Origin of the sequence: Streptomyces sp. NPDC086777, assembly GCF_040702065.1 — a bacterium.
Taxonomy (GTDB): Bacteria; Actinomycetota; Actinomycetes; order Streptomycetales; family Streptomycetaceae; genus Streptomyces.
Map to the genome: position 1 here is coordinate 1 of NZ_JBFBJI010000007.1, position 19,864 is coordinate 19,864.

Genomic DNA, 19,864 nt, shown 5'->3' on the forward strand with positions numbered 1-19,864 from the left:
TTTAATTTTTTTTGTTGGGGTGTTTTCCGGGGGGGGGGTGGGGGGGGGCGGGTCGCGCAGTTCCCCGCGCCCGCGCCCCTTCAGGGGCGCGGGGAACTGCGCGAGCGACCACGACGCACCCGCGGCCGACGTACTACACGCAGCCGCAGGACCCACGCACCACCAGCCGCGAGGGAAACGTCTTCAGGCGCTCCCGCCGCGACCCCGCCACCCGCAGGCCGTCGTCGAGGACCAGGTCGACCGCCGCGCGGGCCATCGCCGGGCGGTCCGAGGCGATCGTCGTCAGCGGGGGATCCGCCAGCGCCGCCTCCTTGATGTCGTCGAAGCCGGCCACCGCCAGCTCGGCGGGCACGTCGATGCGCAGCTCGCGGGCTGCCCGCAGCACGCCGAGCGCCTGGTCGTCGGTCGAGCAGAAGATCGCCGGGGGACGGTGCGGGCCGGCGAGGACGTCGAGGGCGACCCGGTACGCGTCGTACCTGTTGTACGGCGCCTCGAACAGCCGGCCCTCCGTCGGCAGGCCCGCCTCGTCCATCGCCCGCTTCCAGCCCTCGACGTGGTCGGAGACCGGGTCGCCGACGGCCGGGGTGTCGGCGGTGCCGCCCATACAGGCCACGTAGTCGTAGCCGTGCTCCAGCAGGTGGCGGACGGCGAGCTGGGCGCCGCCGAGGTCGTCGGTCACCACCGCCACGTCGTCGATCGCCTCGGGCCGCTCGTGCAGCAGCACCACCCGGGCGTCCCAGGCCTCGATCTCGGCCGCGGCCAGGTCGTTCAGCGCGTGGGAGACGAGGATGAGGCCCGAGACCCGCATCCCGAGGAACGCGCGCAGGTAGTGCACCTCGCGCTCGCCGACGTAGTCGGTGTTCCCGACCAGCACCATCTTTCCGCGCTCGGACGCGGCCTGCTCGACCGCGTGCGCCATCTCGCCGAAGAACGGCTGGCGGGCGTCGGGAATGATGAGGCCTATGAGGTCGGTGCGCCGGGACGCCATCGCCTGGGCGACCCGGTCCGGGCGGTACCCCAGTTCCTTGATCGCGGCGAGGACACGCTCGCGCGTGGCCGGGGCGACCGGCCGGGGTCCGTTGTTGATGACATAACTGACAACGGCGGTGGAAGTCCCCGCCAGCCGCGCCACATCATCCCGAGTCACCTTGGCCACGCGCGGAGTCTACGCGGATGGACCCGCTCTGGGCAGGGCGAATCGGAGCTTCGCTTGCGTAAGCAATGCCCTGTCCGGGCGACGGCCATGCCCCGCCCGGACGGCGACTACGCCTCCGCCGACACCTCGACCGCGTCCAGGGCCGCCGATGCGTCCGCATCCTCCGGCTTTGGCCGGTCGGCGTGCGCCTTGGCCGCGTCACCGGCCCGCTCGCCCCGCTCGCCCTTCTCCGGCGTAACGAATCGATAACCGACGTTGCGGACGGTTCCGATCAAGGACTCGTGCTCCACGCCGAGCTTGGCCCGCAGCCGTCGTACGTGCACGTCGACGGTCCGGGTGCCGCCGAAGTAGTCGTAGCCCCAGACCTCCTGGAGCAGCTGTGCACGAGTGAACACCCGGCCGGGGTGCTGGGCGAGGTACTTCAGCAGCTCGAACTCCTTGAAGGTGAGGTCGAGGACCCGTCCCTTCAGCTTCGCGCTGTACGTCGCCTCGTCGACCGACAGGTCGCCGTTGCGGATCTCCATGGGGGAGTCGTCGGCCACGATCTGCTGCCGGCCCATGGCCAGCCGCAGCCGGGCCTCGACCTCGGCGGGACCCGCGGTGTCGAGGAGGACGTCGTCGATGCCCCAGTCTGCGGTGACGGCGGCGAGCCCGCCCTCCGTGACGACGAGGATGAGGGGACAGCCGGGGCCGGTGGAACGGAGCAGCTGGCAGAGGCTGCGGACCTGCGGGAGGTCGCGGCGGCCGTCGATCAGGATGACGTCGGCACCCGGGGTGTCGACGAGGGCGGGGCCCTCGGCCGGGGCGACCCGCACATTGTGCAGGAGCAGGCCGAGAGCCGGCAGCACCTCCGTCGACGGCTGGAGGGCGTTGGTCAGGAGCAGCAGAGAACTCATATGTCTGGTTCCTCCTCGGTCCCTGCGAGGACTGTGTGCAACGACACTGCGCTGCGCTCCCGATGTTCCGTACACCGCGGGTCACCTGGAGTTTCCCGCTTCGTATACAGCCCTTCCGAAAGCACAAAAGGACCCGGTGGCGGCGCTGCCCGAGTCCTCTGCCCAGCAGAATAGCCCACATGAGCATCGGTCCGGCAGGTCATGAGGCACGTTCCGCCGTTCGTCCGACATGTGAGACGAGCAGAAACGCCTCTATGCGGACGTTTCTGCGCACGGACGACGGGGTTTCCATCGATTCCGTATACGATCCCGCCTCCGTCGTATACGACGGCTCCCCGCCACCCTCCCGTGACCTGGTGTTCGTCATGGCCCACGGTTTCACGGGAGACGTGGACCGGCCACACGTACGACGGGTGGTGGCCGCCCTGACCGATTACGCGCCGGTGGTCAGCTTCTCCTTCCGCGGCCACGGCCGGTCCGCGGGCCGCACCACCGTCGGCGACCGCGAGGTCCTCGACCTGGCGGCTGCGGTGGCCTGGGCCCGGGACCTCGGGCACGCGCGCGTCGTCACCGTCGGTTTCTCGATGGGCGGCTCGGTGGTCCTGCGGCACGCCGCGCTGCACGCCGGTGTGGCCGCCGTCGTCTCCGTGTCGTCCCCCGCCCGCTGGTACTACCGCGGCACCGCCCCCATGCGCCGCGTCCACTGGCTGGTCACCAGGCCGGAGGGCCGGCTGGTCGGCCGCTACGGCTTCCGTACCCGTATCCACCACCGCGACTGGGACCCGGTACCGCTCTCCCCGGTGCAGGCGGTCCCGAGGATCGCCCCGACCCCGCTGCTGATCGTGCACGGCGACAGCGACGGCTACTTCCCGGTCGACCACCCCCGGATGCTGGCCGACGCCGCAGCCGGTGCCGCCGAGCTCTGGCTGGAGCCCGGCATGGGCCACGCCGAGCACGCGGCGAGCGACCGGCTGCTGGCCCGGATCGGCGACTGGGCGGCGGCGCGGGCGGGCTAGCCTGACCCAGTACACAGCCGACCGATGAACTTCCGAGCCTCTTGAGGAACCGCATGCCCAAGGTCACGGTGCGCTACTGGGCCGCCGCGAAGGCGGCGGCCGGCCTCGCCGAGGAGCCGTACGACGCGGACACCCTCGCCGAGGCGCTGGCCGCGGTGCGTACGCGACACCCCGGCGAACTGGCGCACGTCCTGCGGCGATGCTCCTTCCTCGTCGACGGTGACCCCGTGGGCACGCGCGGACATGAGACGGTACGGCTGGCCGAGGGCGGCACGGTCGAGGTGCTCCCGCCGTTCGCAGGAGGGTGAGCGAGAGCGATGACCAACCAGCCGTACGAGCCGTACGAGGGCTACGACCCCTACCAGCAGCCACCGCAGCAGCCGCAGCCTCCTGCGCAGCCGCAGTGGGGGTACGACGAGCAGCAGTACGCCACGCAGCAGTGGCAGGGCCAGACCTGGGAGACGCAGACGCACGCCCCGGTGCAGGCCGCGGCCGCCCAGGCGCCGATGGCGGCGGCCGCGGAGACGGCGTACCTGCCGCCGCAGTCGTACGAACACCCGTACCCCGCCGAGCAGCCCCAGCCGCAACAGCCGCCGCAGGCCTACGCCACCCCTGCTCCCGCCCCCGCTGACCCCGAAGAGGGCTACGGCCCCGCCACCCTCGCCGGCAACGCGCGCGTCACGGACGCCCAGCGGGCCCGTCTGGAGGGGCGCTCGCCGATCATCGAGCCCGGCATGCAGCCCGCGCTGCTCACGGCACTGCTGGGTCTGCTGCTCGCGGTGGCGGCGCCGGTCTCGTCGTACGCCCTCGTCGTCCCCCTGGTGATCCTCCAGGCCGTGACGGCGGCGGGCTGGTTCCGCCTCAACGGCATGTGGCCGGCCCGGCAGGGCATCGCGCTCGCCTTCCTGGGCGGGTTCACGGCGGACGTGGCGGTCCTGGTGGCGGGCCGGGACCAGGCCCCGGCGGCGATCCTGGGCCCGCTGGGCGTCTGGGTCCTGCTCACCCTCGTCCTCCAGCTCCGGTCGCACGCGGACCCCGACACCCGGATGTACGGCCTGATGGCCACCGTCGCGTCCTCCGCACTGGCGATCATCGCGACGGGCTACCTGGGCGCGGACCCCGACTCGGTGTCGATCGGCGCGGCCGCGGTCGCGGTGGCCGTCCTCGCGAGGGCGCTGCCCCTGCCGACCCCTGCATCGGTGGCCGTGTCCCTGGTGGCCGCGGCCGGCGCGGGCATCGCGGTGGGCGGCATGACGGGAGTGGGCGCGAAGGGGGCTCTGATCGGAGCGGCGGCCGCGGCCTGCGCCCTCATCGGCCACCGCGCCGCCAGCTACGACTACCCCTCAAGATTCGTCCACTTCACAGCAGGCATCGCCCTCCCCCTGACGGCGGCGGCCCCGGTGATCTGGATCCTCCACTGACCCTGCCCACCCACCTGACTCGGTCGGGAGCAGGGCGCGGTCGATGGTGGGGCGAAGTCGATGGATAACGTCTGGGCAGCGCCCCGCAAGGGCGCGGGGAACTGCGCGATCAGCCCCCGCGGGCGTGCACCCGGAAACGGGTCGGTTCATCCCTGATGCGGGGGTCTGGGGGCGGCAGCCCCCGGCTCACCAGCACCGCAGTGTCACAGCTGCTCGACAATCTCGCGTCGGCCCGCCCCCGCAGGGTTAGCGTGGCGGCACCGACGTGAGCTGCCGACCCCGGGGGAAACCGACCACATGCGTGCACTACGAATTCTTCTGATCACCGTCGTGGTCCTCGGCGTCCTCTTCGTGATCGTCGACCGCGTCGCCGTGCACTTCGCCCAGGGCGAGGCCGCCGACAAGCTGAAGACGACGGAGAACCTCGCGACCACCCCCGACGTCTCCATCAAGGGCTTCCCGTTCCTCACCCAGGTCGCGAGCGGCACCCTCGACGACGTGCACGTCGGCATCAAGGACTACGACGCCACCACCGGCACCAGCGGCAAGACCATCCGCATCGAGGACCTGAACGCCGACATGAAGGACGTCACCTTCACCGGCGACTACAGCTCCGCCACCGCGCAGACCGCCACCGGCACCGCGCTCATCTCCTACGCCGAGCTGCTGAAGAACGCCCGGACGGCACCCGCCGACCTCGGCCTCGGCTTCACCGGCCAGGTCGTCGGCCTCTCCGACGGCGGCAACGGCAAGATCAACGTCACCGTCGACGTCACCGTCCCCGGCGCGAGCGTCCACCAGAAGGTGAACGTCCTCAGCACGGTCACCGTCAAGGACAACGCCGTGCAGGTGCACGCCGACAACCTCCCCAAGCTCGCCGGCGTCAGCCTCGCAGAGGACCGCTTCCGGCAGGCCTCCGACTTCCAGCAGGCCGTCGACCAGCTCCCCGGCGGCATCAAGCTGGACAAGGTGGAGGCCCAGCAGGACGGCGTGGAGATCGCGGTGAAGGGTTCGAACGTCAAGCTGGCCGGGTAGGAGGCGGCACGGCGGGGCCGGCGCCGGTCCACCACGCGAGACGGCTGCGTCCGTACAGTAGATGCGGTGACCGACTCAGGCGCCCGCCCGCCCCGGAACCACGCCTCGGGATCATGCACCGTCCCACAATTCGGACGATCGCGTCTCACCATACGACATGCCGGTGACATGCCCGGTTATCCGTCCCTACGATCGAGCCCATGAAGCGTCAGGCGGATCTCACGAAGCGGCGGGCAGTCGACCTGTGCCGCGTCGCCGCCATGCTCTGTCGCCCCTTCTGACGGTGGAGGCCGCTCGCTGCCTCCGCATCCCCGCGCCCTCCTTCGCCGAGGGCATCCGTGCGCGCCGACGCGCACCCACCCGCACTCGCACGCCCCGCCGCATCTGCCCCGGAGGAGAAAGAGCATGAGCCGCAGCGACGTCCTGGTCGACGCCGACTGGGTCCAGGACAACCTGGACAACCCCGAGATCGCGATCGTCGAGGTGGACGAGGACACGTCCGCCTACGAGAAGAACCACATCCGCGGCGCGATCCGCATCGACTGGACCAAGGACCTGCAGGACCCGGTCCGCCGCGACTTCATCGACCAGGAGGGCTTCGAGAAGCTCCTGTCGGCGAAGGGCATCGCCAACGACACGCTGGTGATCCTCTACGGCGGCAACAACAACTGGTTCGCGTCCTACGCCTACTGGTACTTCAAGCTCTACGGCCACGAGAACGTCAAGCTCCTCGACGGCGGCCGCAAGAAGTGGGAGCTGGACGCCCGCGAGCTGGTCGAGGAGGTCCCGGAGCGCACCGAGACCACCTACAGGGCCAAGCCGCAGAACACCGCCATCCGCGCCTTCCGCGACGACGTCGTGGCGGCCATCGGCTCGCAGAACCTCGTCGACGTGCGTTCCCCCGACGAGTTCAGCGGCAAGCTGCTCGCTCCGGCCCACCTGCCGCAGGAGCAGTCGCAGCGTCCGGGCCACGTCCCGTCCGCCCGCAACATCCCGTGGTCGAAGAACGCCAACGACGACGGCACCTTCAAGTCGGACGACGAGCTCAAGGAGCTGTACGCCGAGGAGCAGGTCGACCTCGCCAAGGACACCATCGCGTACTGCCGTATCGGCGAGCGCTCGGCCCTGACCTGGTTCGTCCTGCACGAGCTGCTCGGTGTCGAGAACGTCAAGAACTACGACGGCTCCTGGACCGAGTACGGCAGCCTCGTCGGCGTCCCGATCGAGCTCGGCGCCAACAAGTAGGACCCCCGGCAAGACCTCAGACCGACCGTTCAAGACCTCTGGAGTATCAGCATGTGTGGAGCGAAGGCCGGCGGCCCGGACCCCTCGACGATCAAGCCCGGTGAGACCACGATCCAGGGTCAGGTGACGAAGGACGGCGAGCCCGTGGTCGGCTACGTCCGCCTGCTCGACTCGACCGGCGAGTTCACCGCGGAGGTCCCCACCTCCGCCACCGGACAGTTCCGCTTCTACGCGGCGGAGGGCACCTGGACCGTTCGCGCCCTCGTTCCCGGCGCCACCGCCGACCGCACGGTCGTCGCCCAGCAGGGCGGCCTGGCCGAGGTCGCCATCGCGGTCTGAGCACACCCGCAGGGGCCGCGCCTCCCGGACCACCCTCCGGAAGGCGCGGCCCTTCGCCGTTGTCGGCCCCGCGCTCATCGCCCGCTGCCGACCTACCCTGGATGCATGCTGGCTCGTCGCCGTCGCGTCTACTTCGCCATGATGGGGACCTGTATCGGGCTCTTCGTCCTGGCCTGGGGTGTCGTACGCATCTGGTCCGTCCCCGCCGCCGTGGGGATGTGCGTGGTGGCCATGGTCATCCCTCCGGTCGCCGCCATGGTCGCGAACCGCCGCGGCCCCGACGACCGCTGGTGGGACGACCCCTCCGGCGATCCCCAGTCGGACGAGTGGTGGGACGAGCTGGACGGCAAGAAACGCCCGCGGTCCTAGCGCCGCGACCAGCCACGGCGGCGCCGCAGCCGGCCGGCGACGCACCGCGGCACATCCGGCCCAGCGCCTAGTACACGAGCGCCTGCGTCCCGTCCGCCATCGCCTCCTGGACGAAGACCTGCGCGCCCGCGATCCGTACGCCCTCGACGACGTCCTTCTCCGTGATGTCCCGGCGGGCCGCGCACTGGGTGCAGAGGGTGAGCGTGCCCCCGGCCAGGATCGAGTCGATCAGGTCGGGGAGTGGGGCCGCGTGCGGGAGTTCGAACTCGGCGGCCCGGCCCGGCAGGGCGAACCACGCGGACTCGCCGGTCAGCCACATCGACACCTCGACGCCGCTCGCCACGGCCACCGCCGCCACCGTGAACGCCTGCGAGCACCGCTCAGGGGCGTCCGCCCCCGCCGTCACCTTGATCAACAACTTCTTCGCCATGCCGGAAGCGTAACCACCGCCGTCAGTATCCGACGGCCTCCCGGAGCAGCAGCACCGTGCCCCGTCCCGGGCGGGGCTCCGCGTTGAGGACGAGCAGCCGGTTGACGGCGCTGGGCGATCCGTACACCTCCCGGGCGCGGGCGTCCTCCAGCGGCAGGGCGTGTTCCTCGACGCGGCGCAGCGCCGTGCTCAGGTCGGGCACCACCTTCTGCGCGCCGACGATCCAGAGCGCGTGCCCGGCCCCGCCGGCGTTTGCGGGCAGCTGCGTGCCGCTGCCCGAGGCGAGGACGAGCGAGCCGGTCTCGGTGACCGCGGCGACGCTGTTGACGACGTAGTCGGGGGTGGCGAGCAGCCTGCGGATCTCGTCGGCGCCCGTGACCCGGTCGATGGCCAGGACGCGCGGCCTGACGGCGTCGTACCGGCTGCCGGTGTTGATGTCCTCGTCGATGCCGGACAGCCGTAGCGTCTCGCTGGCCCCGGTGAACACGCTGGCGCCCTCGGGGAGCAGCTCCCGGACGCGGGCCCGCGCGTCCGCGGCGCCGTCCAGGATCTCGGCGGCGAACCCGTTGCCGCGCAGCGCGGCGGCCGTCCGCTCCAGTCGTTCGGCCGGTGCCGGGTCGGCGAAGGAGGAGGCGGGCGCCGCCTGGGGCGCCGCGCCCGTCAGCGGGGAGGTGTCGAGGTACCTGACCTCGTACACCCGCTCGGCGAACCGCCAGCCCTCCGTGGTGCGCTGGTAACGGTCGTGGTAGATGGCGTAGTTGAGCCCCTGACGACCGTCGAGGGTGCGGGCGATCTCCTGGATGTAGGCGCGGCCGGTGGCGGTGTCGCCGTCGAGCACGATCGCGCCGGGATGTGTGTTCTGCACGAAGAAGTCCCACTGGCTCTGCAGCCGCTCGCCCCCGGCGATGATCTCCTCGCGGCCGACGTGCTCGGCGGGGATGTCGGGCATGCGCAGGGTGCCGTCCGGGGTGAACAGCGAGGCCAGGCGGGGCCGGTCGCGCATCATCGCCGCGTCGGTGAACTCGCCGCGCAACGCCTCGATCTCGACGCGGTCCGCGATGGCCTGGAAGTCGTTCATGAGAGTCCCCTCACCGTCGACGTGCTGTCGTCGTCCTCACCGGTACGACAACGCAGCTCCGCCGAATGTGAGGCGGCCCGTCGGCCTGACATTCCGGTGCGCTGTCCTGTCGTACGGGTAGAGGCACAGCCACGCGGGCGAGCGAGGGAGACGGGCGGCCATGACCACGGGAGCCGGGCAGGGCGAACAGGGTGAACAGGGTGAACAGAGTGAGCGGGGCGGGCAGGGCGATCCGGGTCTCGGCGCGGTCATGAGCGAACGGCGTCAGCTGATCAACCTCGCCTACCGGCTCCTCGGGTCCCTCGCCGACGCCGAGGACGTCGTGCAGGAGACCTACGCCCGCTGGTACGCCATGTCCGCCCCCGAGCGGGAGGCCGTCGAGTCGCCCGGTGCCTGGCTGACGACGGTCGCCAGCCGCATCTGCCTGAACCTCCTCGGCTCGGCGCGGGCCAGGCGGGAGACGTACGTGGGCGCCTGGATCCCGGAACCGCTGCCCGAGCCCACGGAGTGGATCACCACGCGCTCCAGCGGGGCCGACCCGGCCGACCGGATCACCCTCGACGAGTCGGTGACCATGGCCTTCCTGGTCGTCCTCGACGCGATGACCCCGGCCGAGCGGGTCGCGTTCGTCCTGCACGACGTCTTCCGCTACCCGTTCGGCGAGGTCGCCGAGATCGTCGGCCGCACCCCGGCGGCCTGCCGCCAGCTGGCCTCCTCCGCCCGCCGCCGCATCCGCACCGCGCAGGCCCCCGCGGGCCCGAGCGCCGGGCAGGCCGGCATCGTCAGGCGGTTCCGGACGGCGTGGGAGGCCAAGGACATCGACGCCCTGATCGGCCTGCTCGACCCCGACGCCACCGCGACCGCCGACGGCGGCGGGCTGGCCGTCACCCACCTGGACCCGATCGTGGGCGGTGCGCGGATCGCCCGTGCCTACGCCGAGATCGCCCGCGTGGCGGGCCACCGCACGACGTTTCTGGAGTGCACGGTCAACGGTCTGCCCGGCCTGGTCGCCGAGCAGGACGGCGCCGTCGCGACCGTCTTCGCCTTCGAGATCGGGGGCGACCGGATCAGGCGGATCTGGGCGGTACGGAACCCGGAGAAGCTCCGGCCCTGGCGGATCACGCTGCCGGAGCGGCGGGCCCGGGTCACGGAGTGAACGCGCCACGGAACCGGCGGAGCGCGCTCTCGCTGTCCTCGCTCGCCCAGGCCTCCATCGCGACCGTGCCGTCGTAGCCGAGGCCGGCCAGGGCACGGGCGACCGCCGGGTAGTTGATCTCGCCGGTGCCGGGTTCGCGGCGGCCGGGCACGTCGGCCACCTGGATCTCGCCGATCAGACCGGCGCCGTGCGCCCTGCGGACCAGCTCGATCAGGTTCCCCTCGCCGATCTGGGCGTGGTAGAGGTCCAGGTTCATCCGCAGGCCCGGCCGGTCCACGGCGGCGACCAGCGCCAGGGTGTCGGCGGCCTTCGCGAACGGCACGCCGGGGTGGTCGACGGCCGTGTTGAGGTTCTCCAGGGTGAAGACGACCCCGGCCCGCTCGCCCAGTTCGGCGACCCGCGTGAGCGTCTCCCGTGCGGCGGCCCACATCTCCTGCGTCGGCTCGCCCTCGACCGGGTCCACGGGCAGCCCGTCCCCGGCCAGGCCGGTGCCGTGCAGGTTGAGGCGCGGGCAGCCGAGCCGGTCGGCCGCGTCGATCGACTCCCGCGCGGTGCGCAGCAGTTCGGCCACGCCGTCCGGGTCCGTGAGGTTGCCCCGCACATACCCGGTCAGCGAGCCGAACTCGGCCGGGGTGCGGGCCAGCGCGTCGAGATCGTGCCGGGTCCAGTCCCAGATCTCGACCTGGAACCCCGCGTCGTGCAGCCGCCGCGCCCGTTCGTCGACGGGCAGGTCCCGGAAGACCATCTCGGCACAGACCGCCAGCGTGAACATGGTCATCCGCCCCTTCGGGGTTCTCGGGTCGCGCACCTAGAACGTTCTAGAAAGCCGCCGCCAGTACGCCAGCCCGTGGCGGCCATGTCAAGACATGGAGCCGATGCGGGCCTGGAACGTTGCAGTCGCGCCGACCTGGAACGTTGCAGTCGCCCCGACCGGGGACCGCCCTCCCTCCTCTACGATCGCGTGATCCGCTGTCCACGCGCACGACCAGGGAGGCTGCCGTGCCACCGACCCCCGCGGTCCCCGAGGGCCGCCGGCCGACCCTCGCCGACGTCGCCGCCCGGGCCGGTGTCTCCACCGCGCTGGTGTCGATCGTGATGCGCGGGGCGAAGGGCGCGAGCACCGCCACCCGCGAACGCGTCATGGCGGCCGCCCAGGAGATCGGCTACCGCCCCGACTCCCGCGCCCGCCTGCTCCGCAGCAACCGCACCCGGCTCCTCGGCGTGCAGTTCGAGATCCAGGACCCCTTCCATGCCGATCTGGTGGAGCGCCTCTACTTCGCGGCCGACGCCGCCGGCTACCAGCTCGCCCTCAGCGCCGTCACGGCCGGCCGCAGCGAGCGCCAGGCCGTCGAGTCGCTGCTGGGCGACCGCTGCGAGGCGCTGATCCTGCTGGGCCCGAAGGCTCCGCCCGCCCGCCTGGCCGAGCTCGCCGCCCTGCTGCCGGTGGCCTCCGTGGCCCGCCGCCTGCGCCCGGCCGTCCCCGGCGTCCACGTGGTCCGCACCGCCGACGACGAGGGCGCCCGTCAGGCCGTCGACCACCTCGTGGCCCTCGGTCACCGCGACATCCTCCACATCGACGGCGGCCGGGCGCCGGGCGCGGCCGAGCGCCGCCGCGGCTACCGCACCGCGATGACCGACCACGGCCTGGGCGACCGGGTGCGCATCCTGTCCGGCGGCCTCGCCGAACAGGACGGCGCGGCGGCCGCCCGCACCCTCGTGGACGCCACCCCGTGGCCCACCGCCGTCCTCGCCTTCAACGACGCCTGCGCCACCGGCCTGCTCGGCGCGCTCTTCCGTGCGGGCGTCCCGGTTCCCGGCGACATCTCCGTGGTCGGCTTCGACGACAGCCGCGCGGCCCGCCTGCCCCACATCGACCTCACGACGGTGGCCCAGGACGCCTCCCGGATCGGTGAACTGGCCGTCGCGGCGGTGACGGCCCGCCTGGAGGGCGCCGCGTCTGCGGGCCGTGAGGACGTGGTCGCGCCGCGGCTGGTGGTCCGGGGCACCACGGCACCCCGCCAGGACTCCTGAGGAATCGCCCCGGCCGGGTGTCCGGTGCTGCGCGATCACGTACGGCGCGTGGCGGAAGACCCTGCGGGTCACGAGTGCTCCGCCCGCTGGTGCTGGCGCAGCAGCACGTTCGCGTCCGTGGCCCCGCTGTGGTCGTGCGCGACGCGGGCGGTCTCCCGCCGGTCGTCGAGGTGCGTGCACTCGGCGCAGCCGGGCACGGGCCACGGCGGCCGGCTGAGGTCCTCGGGATCCGGCGGCAGGGTCCGGGTACGGTCGTTCGCCGCCCGTACGCCCGCGCTGAGCCGCTCCCTGTCGGTGGCGGGCCGCAGCGTCGACGGATGGGCCTGCCACTCTCTCCCTCCCCCTACGGGACGCAGCATCGCGTACGGCCCCGACTGGTCCCGGTACTCGCCGACCTGATCGGTGGCGGTGTCGTAGAGCAGGGTTCCGGGCTCCATGGCATTCGCTCCTTTTGTCCAACATCTATACGAAATGCGAGAGTTGGACTACTCTGCGTGTCGAGGCTGCTACGAGGATGGCCGGGAGGTGGGGTCGGCGCGCCGAAAAGGACCGGTTCTTCCCCGTCTGGCGGCGCTAATTCCACAAATTCCACGGGGAGTCCGGGAGGGGTGCGATGCCGCAGAGGCGGGTGGTGACAGGCGCGGTCAGGAGCCGAGGCGGCGGATCGCGGAGGAGTTGCGGTTGCTGCGGGCGGAGAAGGGGGTGAGCTTGCGGGAGCTGGCCGAGCGGTTGGGCCGGGAGCCGTCGCAGTTCGGGAAATTGGAGAACGGGCACACCCCGGGCGGGCCCGAGGTGGTCCAGGCGCTGGATCAGCTCCACGGAACCCCGGGACTGTTGCCGGCGTTGTGGGAGCCGGCGATGGCGGACCCGTGAGTATGTGGCACTACGCCACGTCCAACCTCCCTGGCGTTCTCCAAACCCCGGAGTGTGCAGGCGAGTTGCTTTCGGCCGGTGGTCTCGTGGGAGAGGAGCTGGAAGTCCAGGTCGAGGCGCGCAACTGGCGCACCTGGGGGTAATGGCAAGTCGCTCCAACGTCACCCTTCACGTGCTGCGTTGGTCGGCCGGCCTTCACGGGCTGACGAACGCGGACACCATGTTTCTGCGTGGTCCCAGTGGCCAGGCGGTCGCGTGGGTCGAGACCGGGTATTCCGGCGAACCGGTGCAAGAAACTGCCGCCGTCGAACGGCTCCAGCTTCGATGCGATCGGGTACGCGATTTGGCCCTATTCCCTGACGAATCGCGGCAGTTCATCGAACGGATGCTGGAGGAAGCGCCATGCGAGCCATTGACCTGAGCGGCATTACGTGGCGCAAGAGCAGCTACAGCAACCAGGACGGCGGCCAGTGCATCGAAGTCGCCACCGACGTCCTCTCCCTCGTCCCCGTCCGTGACAGCAAGGACCCTTCCCGCGGAACCCTCGTCTTCGTAGCCTCCGCCTGGGCCGCCTTCGTCGACGGAGTCAAGCGCTGACCTTCAGCCCGTCCAGGGTGAGGTCGAGCAGGCGCTCGGCGCGTTCACGTTGTTCGGGGCTCGCCGAGGTGAGGGCGATGCCTTCGAGGGCGGTGGCCAGGTCGGCGGCGCTGATGTCCGTGCGGATCGTCCCGGCGGCCACGCAGGGGTCCATCAGCGCGGTGATGGCGGCCAGGATCATGTCCCTGCTCCGGCCGTAGGGGTTGTTTCCCGTCGCGGCGATGGCACGCAGGGCGTCGGCCATGCCGTATTTCGTGGTGACGTAGTCCAGGAAGAGGCGGGTCCAGGCGTGCAGGGCCTCGTAGGGCGGCTTGGCTGCGAGCAGACCGGGCGCGGCGTCGCAGAGCTGGGCCACCTCGTTGCGGTAGACGGCCTCGATCAGGGCCTCCCGGGTGGGGAAGTTGCGGTAGAGGGTCGCGCTGCCCACGCCCGCCTCTTTGGCGATGCGCTCCAGGTGCACGTCCAGCCCCTCCGCGGCGAACATCCGCACCGCGGCCGCGAGGATCTTGTCTCTGTTGCGCTGGGCGTCAGCTCGCAAGGGTTCTCCTTCGACTTGCTAAGTGGGGGTGCCCCCACTTAGTGTCCGGGATAAGTGGTGGCGCCTCCACTTTCATCGTAGGCCATGGTTTGGCCTGCGCTATCCCGCTTGGAAGGGCGTTGATCATGTCATCAGGGATCGAGGGCAAGGTCGTGGCGATCACAGGTGCCAGCAGTGGCATCGGCGCGGAGACGGCGGCCTACCTCGCGGAGAGAGGGGCACGGCTCGTCCTCGGGGCCCGGCGGGAGCACCGGCTGAACGAGGTCGTGGCACAGATCAGGGCGAAGGGAGGCTCCGCCGTCGGGGTCGTGGTCGACGTGACGCGCCGTGCGGACCTCAAGCTCCTGACGGACACGGCGGTCGACCGGTTCGGGCGGCTCGACGTCCTGGTCTCCAACGCCGGCACGATGGCGGTGTCGCCGTTCGACGAACTGCGCCAGGACGACTGGGACGCGATGGTCGCAACACATGTCACCGGTCTGCTGAACGGTATCGGGGCGGCACTTCCGCTCTTCCGGCGGCAGCGCTCCGGCCACTTCGTCAACGTCGCCTCCACCGCGGCACATGTCGTGAAATCCCCGCAGGGCGTCTACGCGGCCACCAAGACGGCGGTGAAGGTGCTGACCGAGGGGCTGCGGCAGGAGTCGGGACCCGACCTGCGGGTCACTCTGGTCTCACCCGGGTTCACCGACACCGAGGGGGTCGGCAGGGGAGGCAGCCCCGAGGCGGCGGCAGCGCTGGCCCGGCAGCGCGACGAGATCGCCATGCCGCCCTCCGCCGTCGCGTCCGCGATCGGTTACGCGATCGAGCAGCCCGCCGGCATCGACATCGGCGAGATCGTGATCCGGCCGACCGTGCAGGCCTGACGCCGGACGGCGCCTGCGCTCCAGCCGGGCATGGTCACCCGTTCAGCACGTGCTCCATCCATGCCGCTGTACGCGGGAAACGGTCGAAAGGGCGTAGGGAACCCCGCTGTCAGTCGTGGTGGCGATAGGCGGCGACCGCCACCCGCACGAACGACCGCAGCAGCGGGTTCGCGTCCCCCTCGGCCCACGCCACCACGACGCGGCTCGGCGCCATGTCGGCGACCGGTACGACCGTGAGCCCGGCTCCCGGGTCGTGGCCGGCCAGTGTCATGCCCACCGTGCCGTTCCAGAGCACCGCCTGCCGGCATTCCTGGACGGCCCGCACGACCGGGCCCTCCCGCCTCTCCCCGCCGTTCCAGTACGCCTGCCACAGGCCGTCGGTGCCGTCCGGGAACCGGAACCACCGCCGCTCGGCGAGGTCGGCCAGCCGCAGGCTCGCCCGGCCGGCCAGCGGATCGTCGGCGCGGAGCAGCGCCCCGACCGGATCTGCACGCAACTCCCGGACCACCAGGCCTGTTTCGTCGAACGGCGCGCGGGTGAGGGCGACGTCGACGGCACCGGCGTGCAACCCGCACGTGGGGTCCGTCAGGTCGGTCTCGCGGATGCGGATCTCGACGCCCGGGTGGCGTTCGCGGTACGCGCGGGCCAGCCGGAGCACGCCCGGATCCGCGCTGTCGCCCAGGAGGCCGACGGTCAGAACGGCGGTCCCCGCCGCCGTGGCGACCCGCACGCGCAGCCGGTCGGCCCGGTCGAGGAGCGCGCGGGCCTCGTCCAGCAGGACCGTTCCCACCGGGGTCAGGGCGACCCCGGCCGGCGACCGCTCGAACAGCCGGGCGCCGATCTCGGTCTCCAGCGCCCTGATCGCTCGGCTCAGCGGGGGCTGGCTCATGTGGAGACGGGCGGCGGCCCGTCCGAAGTGCAGTTCCTCGGCGACCGCGACGAAATAGCGCAGCGTGCGCAGCTCGATCCGCTCCATCCGCTCCATCCGCTCCATCCAGCAACGATACCGATCGGGTATCGGGGTGGCGGAACAGGTCTTGGACAGCCGGACCGCCCCGGCCGTCGAATCGGGGCATGACGACTCACGACAACACTCCCGCGGTATCCGTCGTCGGTCCCGGCGACGGCGAGGTGCTGATGCTCGGCGCCACCCGGATGCGCGTCCTGGAGGACGGCCGTACCACCGGCCACCGCCTCGGCCTCGCCGAGTCCGTCCTCGCGCCGCACACCCCCGGCCCGCCGCAGCACCGGCACGCGCGGCACGACGAGGGGTTCTACGTCGTCTCCGGCTCGGTGCGCTTCACCGTCGGGGACGAGGAGTACGACGCCACGGCCGGGACGCTCGTCATGGTGCCGCCCGGCGCCCCGCACACCTTCGCCAACGTCACCGGCGAACCGGCCGTCATGCTCAGCACGTTCACGCCCGACCTGTACGTGCAGTACTTCCGGGACCTGCGGGACCAGTTCGCCACCGGCGAGCCGCCGAGCCCGCGGGCGAGCGCCGAGATCATGAGGCGTTACGCCACCGAGCCGGCCGGTGCCTCATGAGCGTCGCGTACTGGATCGTGGCCGGTCTGCTCGCCCTCTTCTACCTCTACGGGGGCGGCTTGAAGGCCGTGCGGAGCAGGGAGCGGCTGCTGCCGATGATGGCGTGGGTGGACAGCATGCCGATGCCGGCCGTGCGGGCGATCGGGAGCGTCGAGATCCTCGGCGCGGCCGGCCTCGTCCTCCCGCGCCTGACCGGCGTCGCGCCCTGGCTTGGTCCGGTCGCCGCCGTCGGGTTCGTCGTGCTCCAAATCGGCGCGATCCGGGTCCATCTGAGGATGGGGGACCGTCAAGTCGCCCTCAACCTGGCACTTTTGGCGGCGGCGGGGGCGACCGTCTGGCTCGCCGCGGTGTCCTGATCGTAATTAATCCTTGTACAACTCATTGAGCGGACCATGAGTCTCCTGTGGCGCGCGGATCGCGGAATCCGCGTTTCCGTTGCACACAGGGGGGCGAAATGGACGTACCCATACCAGAGAAACCGCCGGAAACACTGCCGGAAACGACCCCGGAAGCCGCGCCCGGCGGCAGGCGCAGGGCGGGCCGTACCGTCGCGCTGATCGCCGGTGCCGTCGTGCTCGGCGCCGTGGCCGGCACCTGCGTCGGCTACCTCGTCCAGGCCGACCGTGCGCCCACCGCCCTGCCGTCGCTCTCCCAGGCGTCGGTCGCGCAGGCGAAGGGCGACGGTCCGGAGCCGCTGTCGGCCGCCCAGGACCGCAAGGTCAAGGTCGACGGCGACCTGCGCAAGCTGCTGCTGAAGAAGCCGGGCGGGGCGCGCAAGGGGCTGTACACGGTGGGCACCGACGGGTGGCTGGGCGTGACCGAGTACGCGGAGACGTTCGACAAGCCGGCCGGGGCCTTCCGCGACCTGATCGCGACGGACGACTTCCGGCGGGCGGCCGCCACCACCTGGCGGGAGGGCAGCACCTACAACGTCGAGATCAGGCTCATCCAGTACCGCCAGGAGGAGACCAGCACGACGGCCGCGGACGCGGCGGCGGACGCGTACTACTGGGCCGACTCGGGGGCCCGGGACACCGAGAGCTGGCCGATCCCCGGTACCGGCGACGGCATGGCGTACGTCCACCACAAGCCCGACAGCGCGTACGGCGTGACCGTGTACTCGGCCGAGGCGCACGCGTGGCGCGGGGACATCGCCATGGAGATCTGGATCAGCGACACGAAGCCGATCTCCAGGACGAAGGTGCTGGATCTGGCGAAGCGGCAGATGGAGCGGCTGTGAGCGAGGAATCCGTGAACCCCGAACCGGCGGCGGCACCGGAGCCGACGGTGTCCGAGCCGACGGCCTCCGAGCCGACGGCGGCCGCTTCCGAAACGGCTCCCGAAACGGCTCCCGAAGCCGCTCCCGAGGCCGTTTCCGACGCGCCTCTCACGGCCGAGGCCCCGGCCGCCGACCCCGACCCCGACCCCGCAGCCCCGCCGTCGCGCCCCCGGCGCCGCATCGGCGTCTTCGTCACCGTCGGCGTCCTCGCCGTGGCCGTCGTCGCGGGTGTCGCCGGCACGGTCGTGACCGTGCGTGCCGCGGACCGTGACCCGGGTGCTCCCCACTGGAGCCTGCCCAAGGAGTCCAAGGGCACGCGGGCGGCGGCCCAGACCGGTCTCCAGGGGATGCTGCTGCCGTACGACGCGGAGCAGTACGGGCGTGGCCCGGACCTGGCCGGGTTCGGCTCGGACGTGCGGCTGACCGGCGCCCAGGCCACGGCGCTGCGCAAGGAGTCGATCCAGGACCTGCCGCGCTCGCAGCGCCAGGAGCTGGACCGGCAGATCGACAAGAACCCGGTCAAGGGCATGGTGATGCGCAGCTACGCGAACACCTCCGGCGGCGAGGGCGACGAGTACACGATGGACATCCAGCTGGCCCAGATGCAGAACCGGGCCACGGTCCGCACCATCGCCAACGCCGAGCGGGAGCTCTTCGCCGCGCTGGACGTCTTCCGGAAGGGCCCGGAGATCGCGGGGTACAAGGACTCGACCTCCTGCTTCCTGTCGCCGGCCGGGTCGGCCGAGAAGCTCGACACGATGCTCTGCTACGGCTACGTGGGGGACGTCCTGGTCTCCGCCACGGCCACCGCGGCCAAGCCGCTGGACACGAGGAGCGCGGCGGACATGCTGCACGCCCAGCTCGAACGGATCAAGGACCCGGGGGCGGCCGTATGACCACCGAGACCAACGCGAACCCGGACCCGGAGCCGAGCCCGAGCCCGGAGCCGAGCCCGAGCCCGAGTCCGGAGCCGAGCCTCGGCGTGGACCCGAGTCCGGTCCCCGTGCCGGTCGCGGACGTCGCGCAGCCCGGGGAGCCCGCGCAGCCCGGGGAGCCCGTGCAGTCCGGGGAGCCCGTGCAGTCCGGGGAGCCCGTGCCGTCCGTGAAGAAGGACCGGCGGCTGCTGCGGGCGACGCTCCGCTGGGTCGCCGCCGTCGCCGTCTTCGGCATCGTCGGGACCGGCACGGCGTACGGCATCACGCGGCTCGACCGCACCGACGTACCCGGTCTCGGCACGCACTCCGACGGCCGCTGGACGTACCCCGTCCTCGTGAAGCCACCGCTGCCCTCCGGCAGCCCCGGCCCGAACGACGACACCCGCAACCTGGCCGGCGCCCACTACGCCGACCTGCGCGGACTGGTCCTCCCGGCGCCGAAGGGGGCCACCGCCGACGCCTCGCTCAAGGGCACGGACGGCTGGCTGCCGACGAAGGGCTTCCTCGCCGAGTTCGCCTCCGCGGACGACCGGAAGGAGCTGGGCCAGACGCTCCTCGACAACGGCCTGCGGCACATCGCCGCCCGTGGCTGGACCACCCCCGACGGCACGCACACCCGGATCTACCTGCTCCAGTTCGACACGGCCGCCGTCGCGGAGGCGATCCTCAACGGCAAGCTCATGAGCCAGGCGGCGCCGACCTACGCGCTGCGCGACGGGGACCAGTTCGAACTCGACGGGAAGTTCCCGGACCCGGCCAGGATCGAGCACGTCCTGCTGGCGCCCTACACGGAGCTCAAGCCGTACGGCGCCCGGCAGGCCCGGCAGGCCTACCTGGCTTCCGGGGACACCGTCGGCGTGATCATCCAGTCCCGCAAGGGAGGCATGCCGGCCGTCCCCTTCGAGCAGACGGTGACCCTGCAGAGCGAGCTGCTGGACTGAACCCGCGGGGCGTACCTCACCAAGAGCGCCGGGCCCGGGCCGCGTAAGCTTGGGCCCGGCTCTTGTACGTACGCCCGACCTCGCTCAAGGAGCACCCGTGGAAGCCTTCTTCGAA

25 protein-coding genes and 1 pseudogene are annotated in these 19,864 nt (G+C 71.8%); 18 read left to right on the top strand and 8 right to left on the bottom strand.

Annotated elements, in window-relative coordinates:
- Window positions 1-133: 133 nt before the first annotated feature.
- Both AB0472_RS12060 and AB0472_RS12065 read right to left on the bottom strand, forming a co-directional pair.
- On the bottom strand, window positions 134-1,156 hold the full coding sequence (locus AB0472_RS12060; protein ID WP_366355721.1) for a LacI family DNA-binding transcriptional regulator: 1,023 nt from the start codon (window positions 1,154-1,156) through the stop codon (window positions 134-136).
- A 107-nt stretch (window positions 1,157-1,263) separates the two neighbouring features.
- Window positions 1,264-2,052 (bottom strand): response regulator transcription factor, encoded by a 789-nt coding sequence (locus tag AB0472_RS12065; protein WP_366355723.1) that lies wholly within the window; start codon window positions 2,050-2,052, stop codon window positions 1,264-1,266.
- A gap of 179 nt (window positions 2,053-2,231) precedes the next feature.
- On the opposite strand from AB0472_RS12065, the gene AB0472_RS12070 reads away from it, so the two are divergent.
- From AB0472_RS12070 to AB0472_RS12105, 8 genes are all read left to right on the top strand, one after another.
- Complete coding sequence (locus tag AB0472_RS12070) at window positions 2,232-3,068, top strand: alpha/beta fold hydrolase (protein ID WP_366355725.1); 837 nt, start codon at window positions 2,232-2,234, stop codon at window positions 3,066-3,068.
- A gap of 53 nt (window positions 3,069-3,121) precedes the next feature.
- Window positions 3,122-3,376: a MoaD/ThiS family protein gene (locus AB0472_RS12075; RefSeq protein WP_366355727.1), complete on the top strand. Its 255-nt coding sequence runs from the start codon at window positions 3,122-3,124 to the stop codon at window positions 3,374-3,376.
- Window positions 3,377-3,385: 9 nt separating this feature from the next.
- A complete protein-coding gene (locus AB0472_RS12080; RefSeq protein ID WP_366355729.1) occupies window positions 3,386-4,489 on the top strand; it encodes a hypothetical protein in 1,104 nt (367 codons plus the stop codon).
- A 297-nt stretch (window positions 4,490-4,786) separates the two neighbouring features.
- On the top strand, window positions 4,787-5,524 hold the full coding sequence (locus AB0472_RS12085) for a DUF2993 domain-containing protein (RefSeq protein ID WP_366355731.1): 738 nt from the start codon (window positions 4,787-4,789) through the stop codon (window positions 5,522-5,524).
- Between the two features lie 200 nt (window positions 5,525-5,724).
- Complete coding sequence (locus AB0472_RS12090; RefSeq protein ID WP_350751515.1) at window positions 5,725-5,805, top strand: Ms5788A family Cys-rich leader peptide; 81 nt, start codon at window positions 5,725-5,727, stop codon at window positions 5,803-5,805.
- 124 nt (window positions 5,806-5,929) lie between these two features.
- The gene (locus tag AB0472_RS12095) at window positions 5,930-6,769 is read left to right on the top strand and encodes a sulfurtransferase (protein ID WP_366355733.1); all 840 of its coding nucleotides are present in this window, start codon (window positions 5,930-5,932) and stop codon (window positions 6,767-6,769) included.
- Between the two features lie 51 nt (window positions 6,770-6,820).
- Window positions 6,821-7,108, top strand: coding sequence for a DUF1416 domain-containing protein (locus AB0472_RS12100; RefSeq protein ID WP_093501297.1), 288 nt, complete (start codon window positions 6,821-6,823; stop codon window positions 7,106-7,108).
- Window positions 7,109-7,213: 105 nt separating this feature from the next.
- Window positions 7,214-7,477, top strand: coding sequence for a DUF3099 domain-containing protein (locus AB0472_RS12105; RefSeq protein WP_355722602.1), 264 nt, complete (start codon window positions 7,214-7,216; stop codon window positions 7,475-7,477).
- Window positions 7,478-7,544: 67 nt separating this feature from the next.
- On the opposite strand, the gene AB0472_RS12110 is transcribed toward AB0472_RS12105, so the two are convergent.
- Window positions 7,545-7,907, bottom strand: coding sequence for a DsrE family protein (locus tag AB0472_RS12110; RefSeq protein ID WP_366355735.1), 363 nt, complete (start codon window positions 7,905-7,907; stop codon window positions 7,545-7,547).
- Window positions 7,908-7,929: 22 nt separating this feature from the next.
- On the bottom strand, window positions 7,930-8,985 hold the full coding sequence (locus AB0472_RS12115) for a nuclear transport factor 2 family protein (protein WP_366355736.1): 1,056 nt from the start codon (window positions 8,983-8,985) through the stop codon (window positions 7,930-7,932).
- 250 nt (window positions 8,986-9,235) lie between these two features.
- On the opposite strand from AB0472_RS12115, the gene sigJ reads away from it, so the two are divergent.
- On the top strand, window positions 9,236-10,141 hold the full coding sequence (gene sigJ, locus AB0472_RS12120) for an RNA polymerase sigma factor SigJ (RefSeq protein WP_366356120.1): 906 nt from the start codon (window positions 9,236-9,238) through the stop codon (window positions 10,139-10,141).
- On the opposite strand, the gene AB0472_RS12125 is transcribed toward sigJ, so the two are convergent.
- A complete protein-coding gene (locus AB0472_RS12125) occupies window positions 10,131-10,949 on the bottom strand; it encodes a TIM barrel protein (RefSeq protein ID WP_366355738.1) in 819 nt (272 codons plus the stop codon). The two genes, sigJ and AB0472_RS12125, sit on opposite strands and share 11 nt — an antisense overlap.
- Window positions 10,950-11,140: 191 nt before the next feature.
- Between AB0472_RS12125 and AB0472_RS12130 the strand changes: the two genes are divergently transcribed.
- Window positions 11,141-12,172 (top strand): LacI family DNA-binding transcriptional regulator, encoded by a 1,032-nt coding sequence (locus AB0472_RS12130; protein WP_366355740.1) that lies wholly within the window; start codon window positions 11,141-11,143, stop codon window positions 12,170-12,172.
- A 68-nt stretch (window positions 12,173-12,240) separates the two neighbouring features.
- Here the strand turns inward: AB0472_RS12130 and AB0472_RS12135 are convergent, their stop codons facing one another.
- On the bottom strand, window positions 12,241-12,609 hold the full coding sequence (locus AB0472_RS12135; protein ID WP_366355742.1) for a hypothetical protein: 369 nt from the start codon (window positions 12,607-12,609) through the stop codon (window positions 12,241-12,243).
- Between the two features lie 176 nt (window positions 12,610-12,785).
- Here AB0472_RS12135 and AB0472_RS12140 point away from each other — a divergent pair.
- Together AB0472_RS12140 and AB0472_RS12145 are read left to right on the top strand one after the other, a co-directional pair.
- Window positions 12,786-13,466 (top strand): annotated as a pseudogene (locus tag AB0472_RS12140) (Scr1 family TA system antitoxin-like transcriptional regulator).
- A complete protein-coding gene (locus tag AB0472_RS12145; protein ID WP_366355743.1) occupies window positions 13,448-13,642 on the top strand; it encodes a DUF397 domain-containing protein in 195 nt (64 codons plus the stop codon). Before AB0472_RS12140 ends, AB0472_RS12145 begins: the two are co-directional and overlap by 19 nt.
- Here AB0472_RS12145 and AB0472_RS12150 read toward each other — a convergent pair.
- Complete coding sequence (locus tag AB0472_RS12150; protein ID WP_366355745.1) at window positions 13,632-14,180, bottom strand: helix-turn-helix domain-containing protein; 549 nt, start codon at window positions 14,178-14,180, stop codon at window positions 13,632-13,634. The two genes, AB0472_RS12145 and AB0472_RS12150, sit on opposite strands and share 11 nt — an antisense overlap.
- 125 nt (window positions 14,181-14,305) lie before the next feature.
- On the opposite strand from AB0472_RS12150, the gene AB0472_RS12155 reads away from it, so the two are divergent.
- Window positions 14,306-15,046 carry an SDR family oxidoreductase gene (locus AB0472_RS12155; protein ID WP_366355747.1) on the top strand — a complete coding sequence of 247 codons (741 nt, stop codon included), beginning with the start codon at window positions 14,306-14,308 and terminating at the stop codon, window positions 15,044-15,046.
- A 109-nt stretch (window positions 15,047-15,155) separates the two neighbouring features.
- Here the strand turns inward: AB0472_RS12155 and AB0472_RS12160 are convergent, their stop codons facing one another.
- The gene (locus AB0472_RS12160; protein ID WP_366356122.1) at window positions 15,156-16,013 is read right to left on the bottom strand and encodes a LysR substrate-binding domain-containing protein; all 858 of its coding nucleotides are present in this window, start codon (window positions 16,011-16,013) and stop codon (window positions 15,156-15,158) included.
- 107 nt (window positions 16,014-16,120) lie between these two features.
- Between AB0472_RS12160 and AB0472_RS12165 the strand changes: the two genes are divergently transcribed.
- From AB0472_RS12165 to AB0472_RS12185, 5 genes are all read left to right on the top strand, one after another.
- The gene (locus AB0472_RS12165; protein ID WP_366355749.1) at window positions 16,121-16,594 is read left to right on the top strand and encodes a cupin domain-containing protein; all 474 of its coding nucleotides are present in this window, start codon (window positions 16,121-16,123) and stop codon (window positions 16,592-16,594) included.
- Window positions 16,591-16,950: a DoxX family protein gene (locus tag AB0472_RS12170; protein WP_366355751.1), complete on the top strand. Its 360-nt coding sequence runs from the start codon at window positions 16,591-16,593 to the stop codon at window positions 16,948-16,950. Before AB0472_RS12165 ends, AB0472_RS12170 begins: the two co-directional genes overlap by 4 nt.
- A gap of 98 nt (window positions 16,951-17,048) precedes the next feature.
- Window positions 17,049-17,834 carry a hypothetical protein gene (locus tag AB0472_RS12175; RefSeq protein ID WP_366355753.1) on the top strand — a complete coding sequence of 262 codons (786 nt, stop codon included), beginning with the start codon at window positions 17,049-17,051 and terminating at the stop codon, window positions 17,832-17,834.
- The gene (locus AB0472_RS12180; RefSeq protein ID WP_366355754.1) at window positions 17,831-18,769 is read left to right on the top strand and encodes a hypothetical protein; all 939 of its coding nucleotides are present in this window, start codon (window positions 17,831-17,833) and stop codon (window positions 18,767-18,769) included. Before AB0472_RS12175 ends, AB0472_RS12180 begins: the two co-directional genes overlap by 4 nt.
- A complete protein-coding gene (locus tag AB0472_RS12185) occupies window positions 18,766-19,749 on the top strand; it encodes a hypothetical protein (protein ID WP_366355755.1) in 984 nt (327 codons plus the stop codon). The genes AB0472_RS12180 and AB0472_RS12185 overlap by 4 nt, the downstream gene beginning before the upstream one ends.
- The last annotated feature ends 115 nt before the right edge of the window (window positions 19,750-19,864 follow it).

Coding starts and splice junctions, on each gene's coding strand:
- AB0472_RS12155 (WP_366355747.1), top strand. CDS start 14,306: ATGTCATCAGGGATCGAGGGCAAGGTCGTGGCGATCACAGGTGCCAGC.
- AB0472_RS12070 (WP_366355725.1), top strand. CDS start 2,232: ATGAGCATCGGTCCGGCAGGTCATGAGGCACGTTCCGCCGTTCGTCCG.
- AB0472_RS12080 (WP_366355729.1), top strand. CDS start 3,386: ATGACCAACCAGCCGTACGAGCCGTACGAGGGCTACGACCCCTACCAG.
- AB0472_RS12110 (WP_366355735.1), bottom strand. CDS start 7,907: ATGGCGAAGAAGTTGTTGATCAAGGTGACGGCGGGGGCGGACGCCCCT.
- AB0472_RS12065 (WP_366355723.1), bottom strand. CDS start 2,052: ATGAGTTCTCTGCTGCTCCTGACCAACGCCCTCCAGCCGTCGACGGAG.
- AB0472_RS12075 (WP_366355727.1), top strand. CDS start 3,122: ATGCCCAAGGTCACGGTGCGCTACTGGGCCGCCGCGAAGGCGGCGGCC.
- AB0472_RS12090 (WP_350751515.1), top strand. CDS start 5,725: ATGAAGCGTCAGGCGGATCTCACGAAGCGGCGGGCAGTCGACCTGTGC.
- AB0472_RS12185 (WP_366355755.1), top strand. CDS start 18,766: ATGACCACCGAGACCAACGCGAACCCGGACCCGGAGCCGAGCCCGAGC.
- AB0472_RS12105 (WP_355722602.1), top strand. CDS start 7,214: ATGCTGGCTCGTCGCCGTCGCGTCTACTTCGCCATGATGGGGACCTGT.
- AB0472_RS12170 (WP_366355751.1), top strand. CDS start 16,591: ATGAGCGTCGCGTACTGGATCGTGGCCGGTCTGCTCGCCCTCTTCTAC.
- AB0472_RS12165 (WP_366355749.1), top strand. CDS start 16,121: ATGACGACTCACGACAACACTCCCGCGGTATCCGTCGTCGGTCCCGGC.
- AB0472_RS12100 (WP_093501297.1), top strand. CDS start 6,821: ATGTGTGGAGCGAAGGCCGGCGGCCCGGACCCCTCGACGATCAAGCCC.
- AB0472_RS12095 (WP_366355733.1), top strand. CDS start 5,930: ATGAGCCGCAGCGACGTCCTGGTCGACGCCGACTGGGTCCAGGACAAC.
- AB0472_RS12175 (WP_366355753.1), top strand. CDS start 17,049: ATGGACGTACCCATACCAGAGAAACCGCCGGAAACACTGCCGGAAACG.
- AB0472_RS12115 (WP_366355736.1), bottom strand. CDS start 8,985: ATGAACGACTTCCAGGCCATCGCGGACCGCGTCGAGATCGAGGCGTTG.
- AB0472_RS12145 (WP_366355743.1), top strand. CDS start 13,448: ATGCGAGCCATTGACCTGAGCGGCATTACGTGGCGCAAGAGCAGCTAC.
- AB0472_RS12135 (WP_366355742.1), bottom strand. CDS start 12,609: ATGGAGCCCGGAACCCTGCTCTACGACACCGCCACCGATCAGGTCGGC.
- AB0472_RS12085 (WP_366355731.1), top strand. CDS start 4,787: ATGCGTGCACTACGAATTCTTCTGATCACCGTCGTGGTCCTCGGCGTC.
- sigJ (WP_366356120.1), top strand. CDS start 9,236: ATGAGCGAACGGCGTCAGCTGATCAACCTCGCCTACCGGCTCCTCGGG.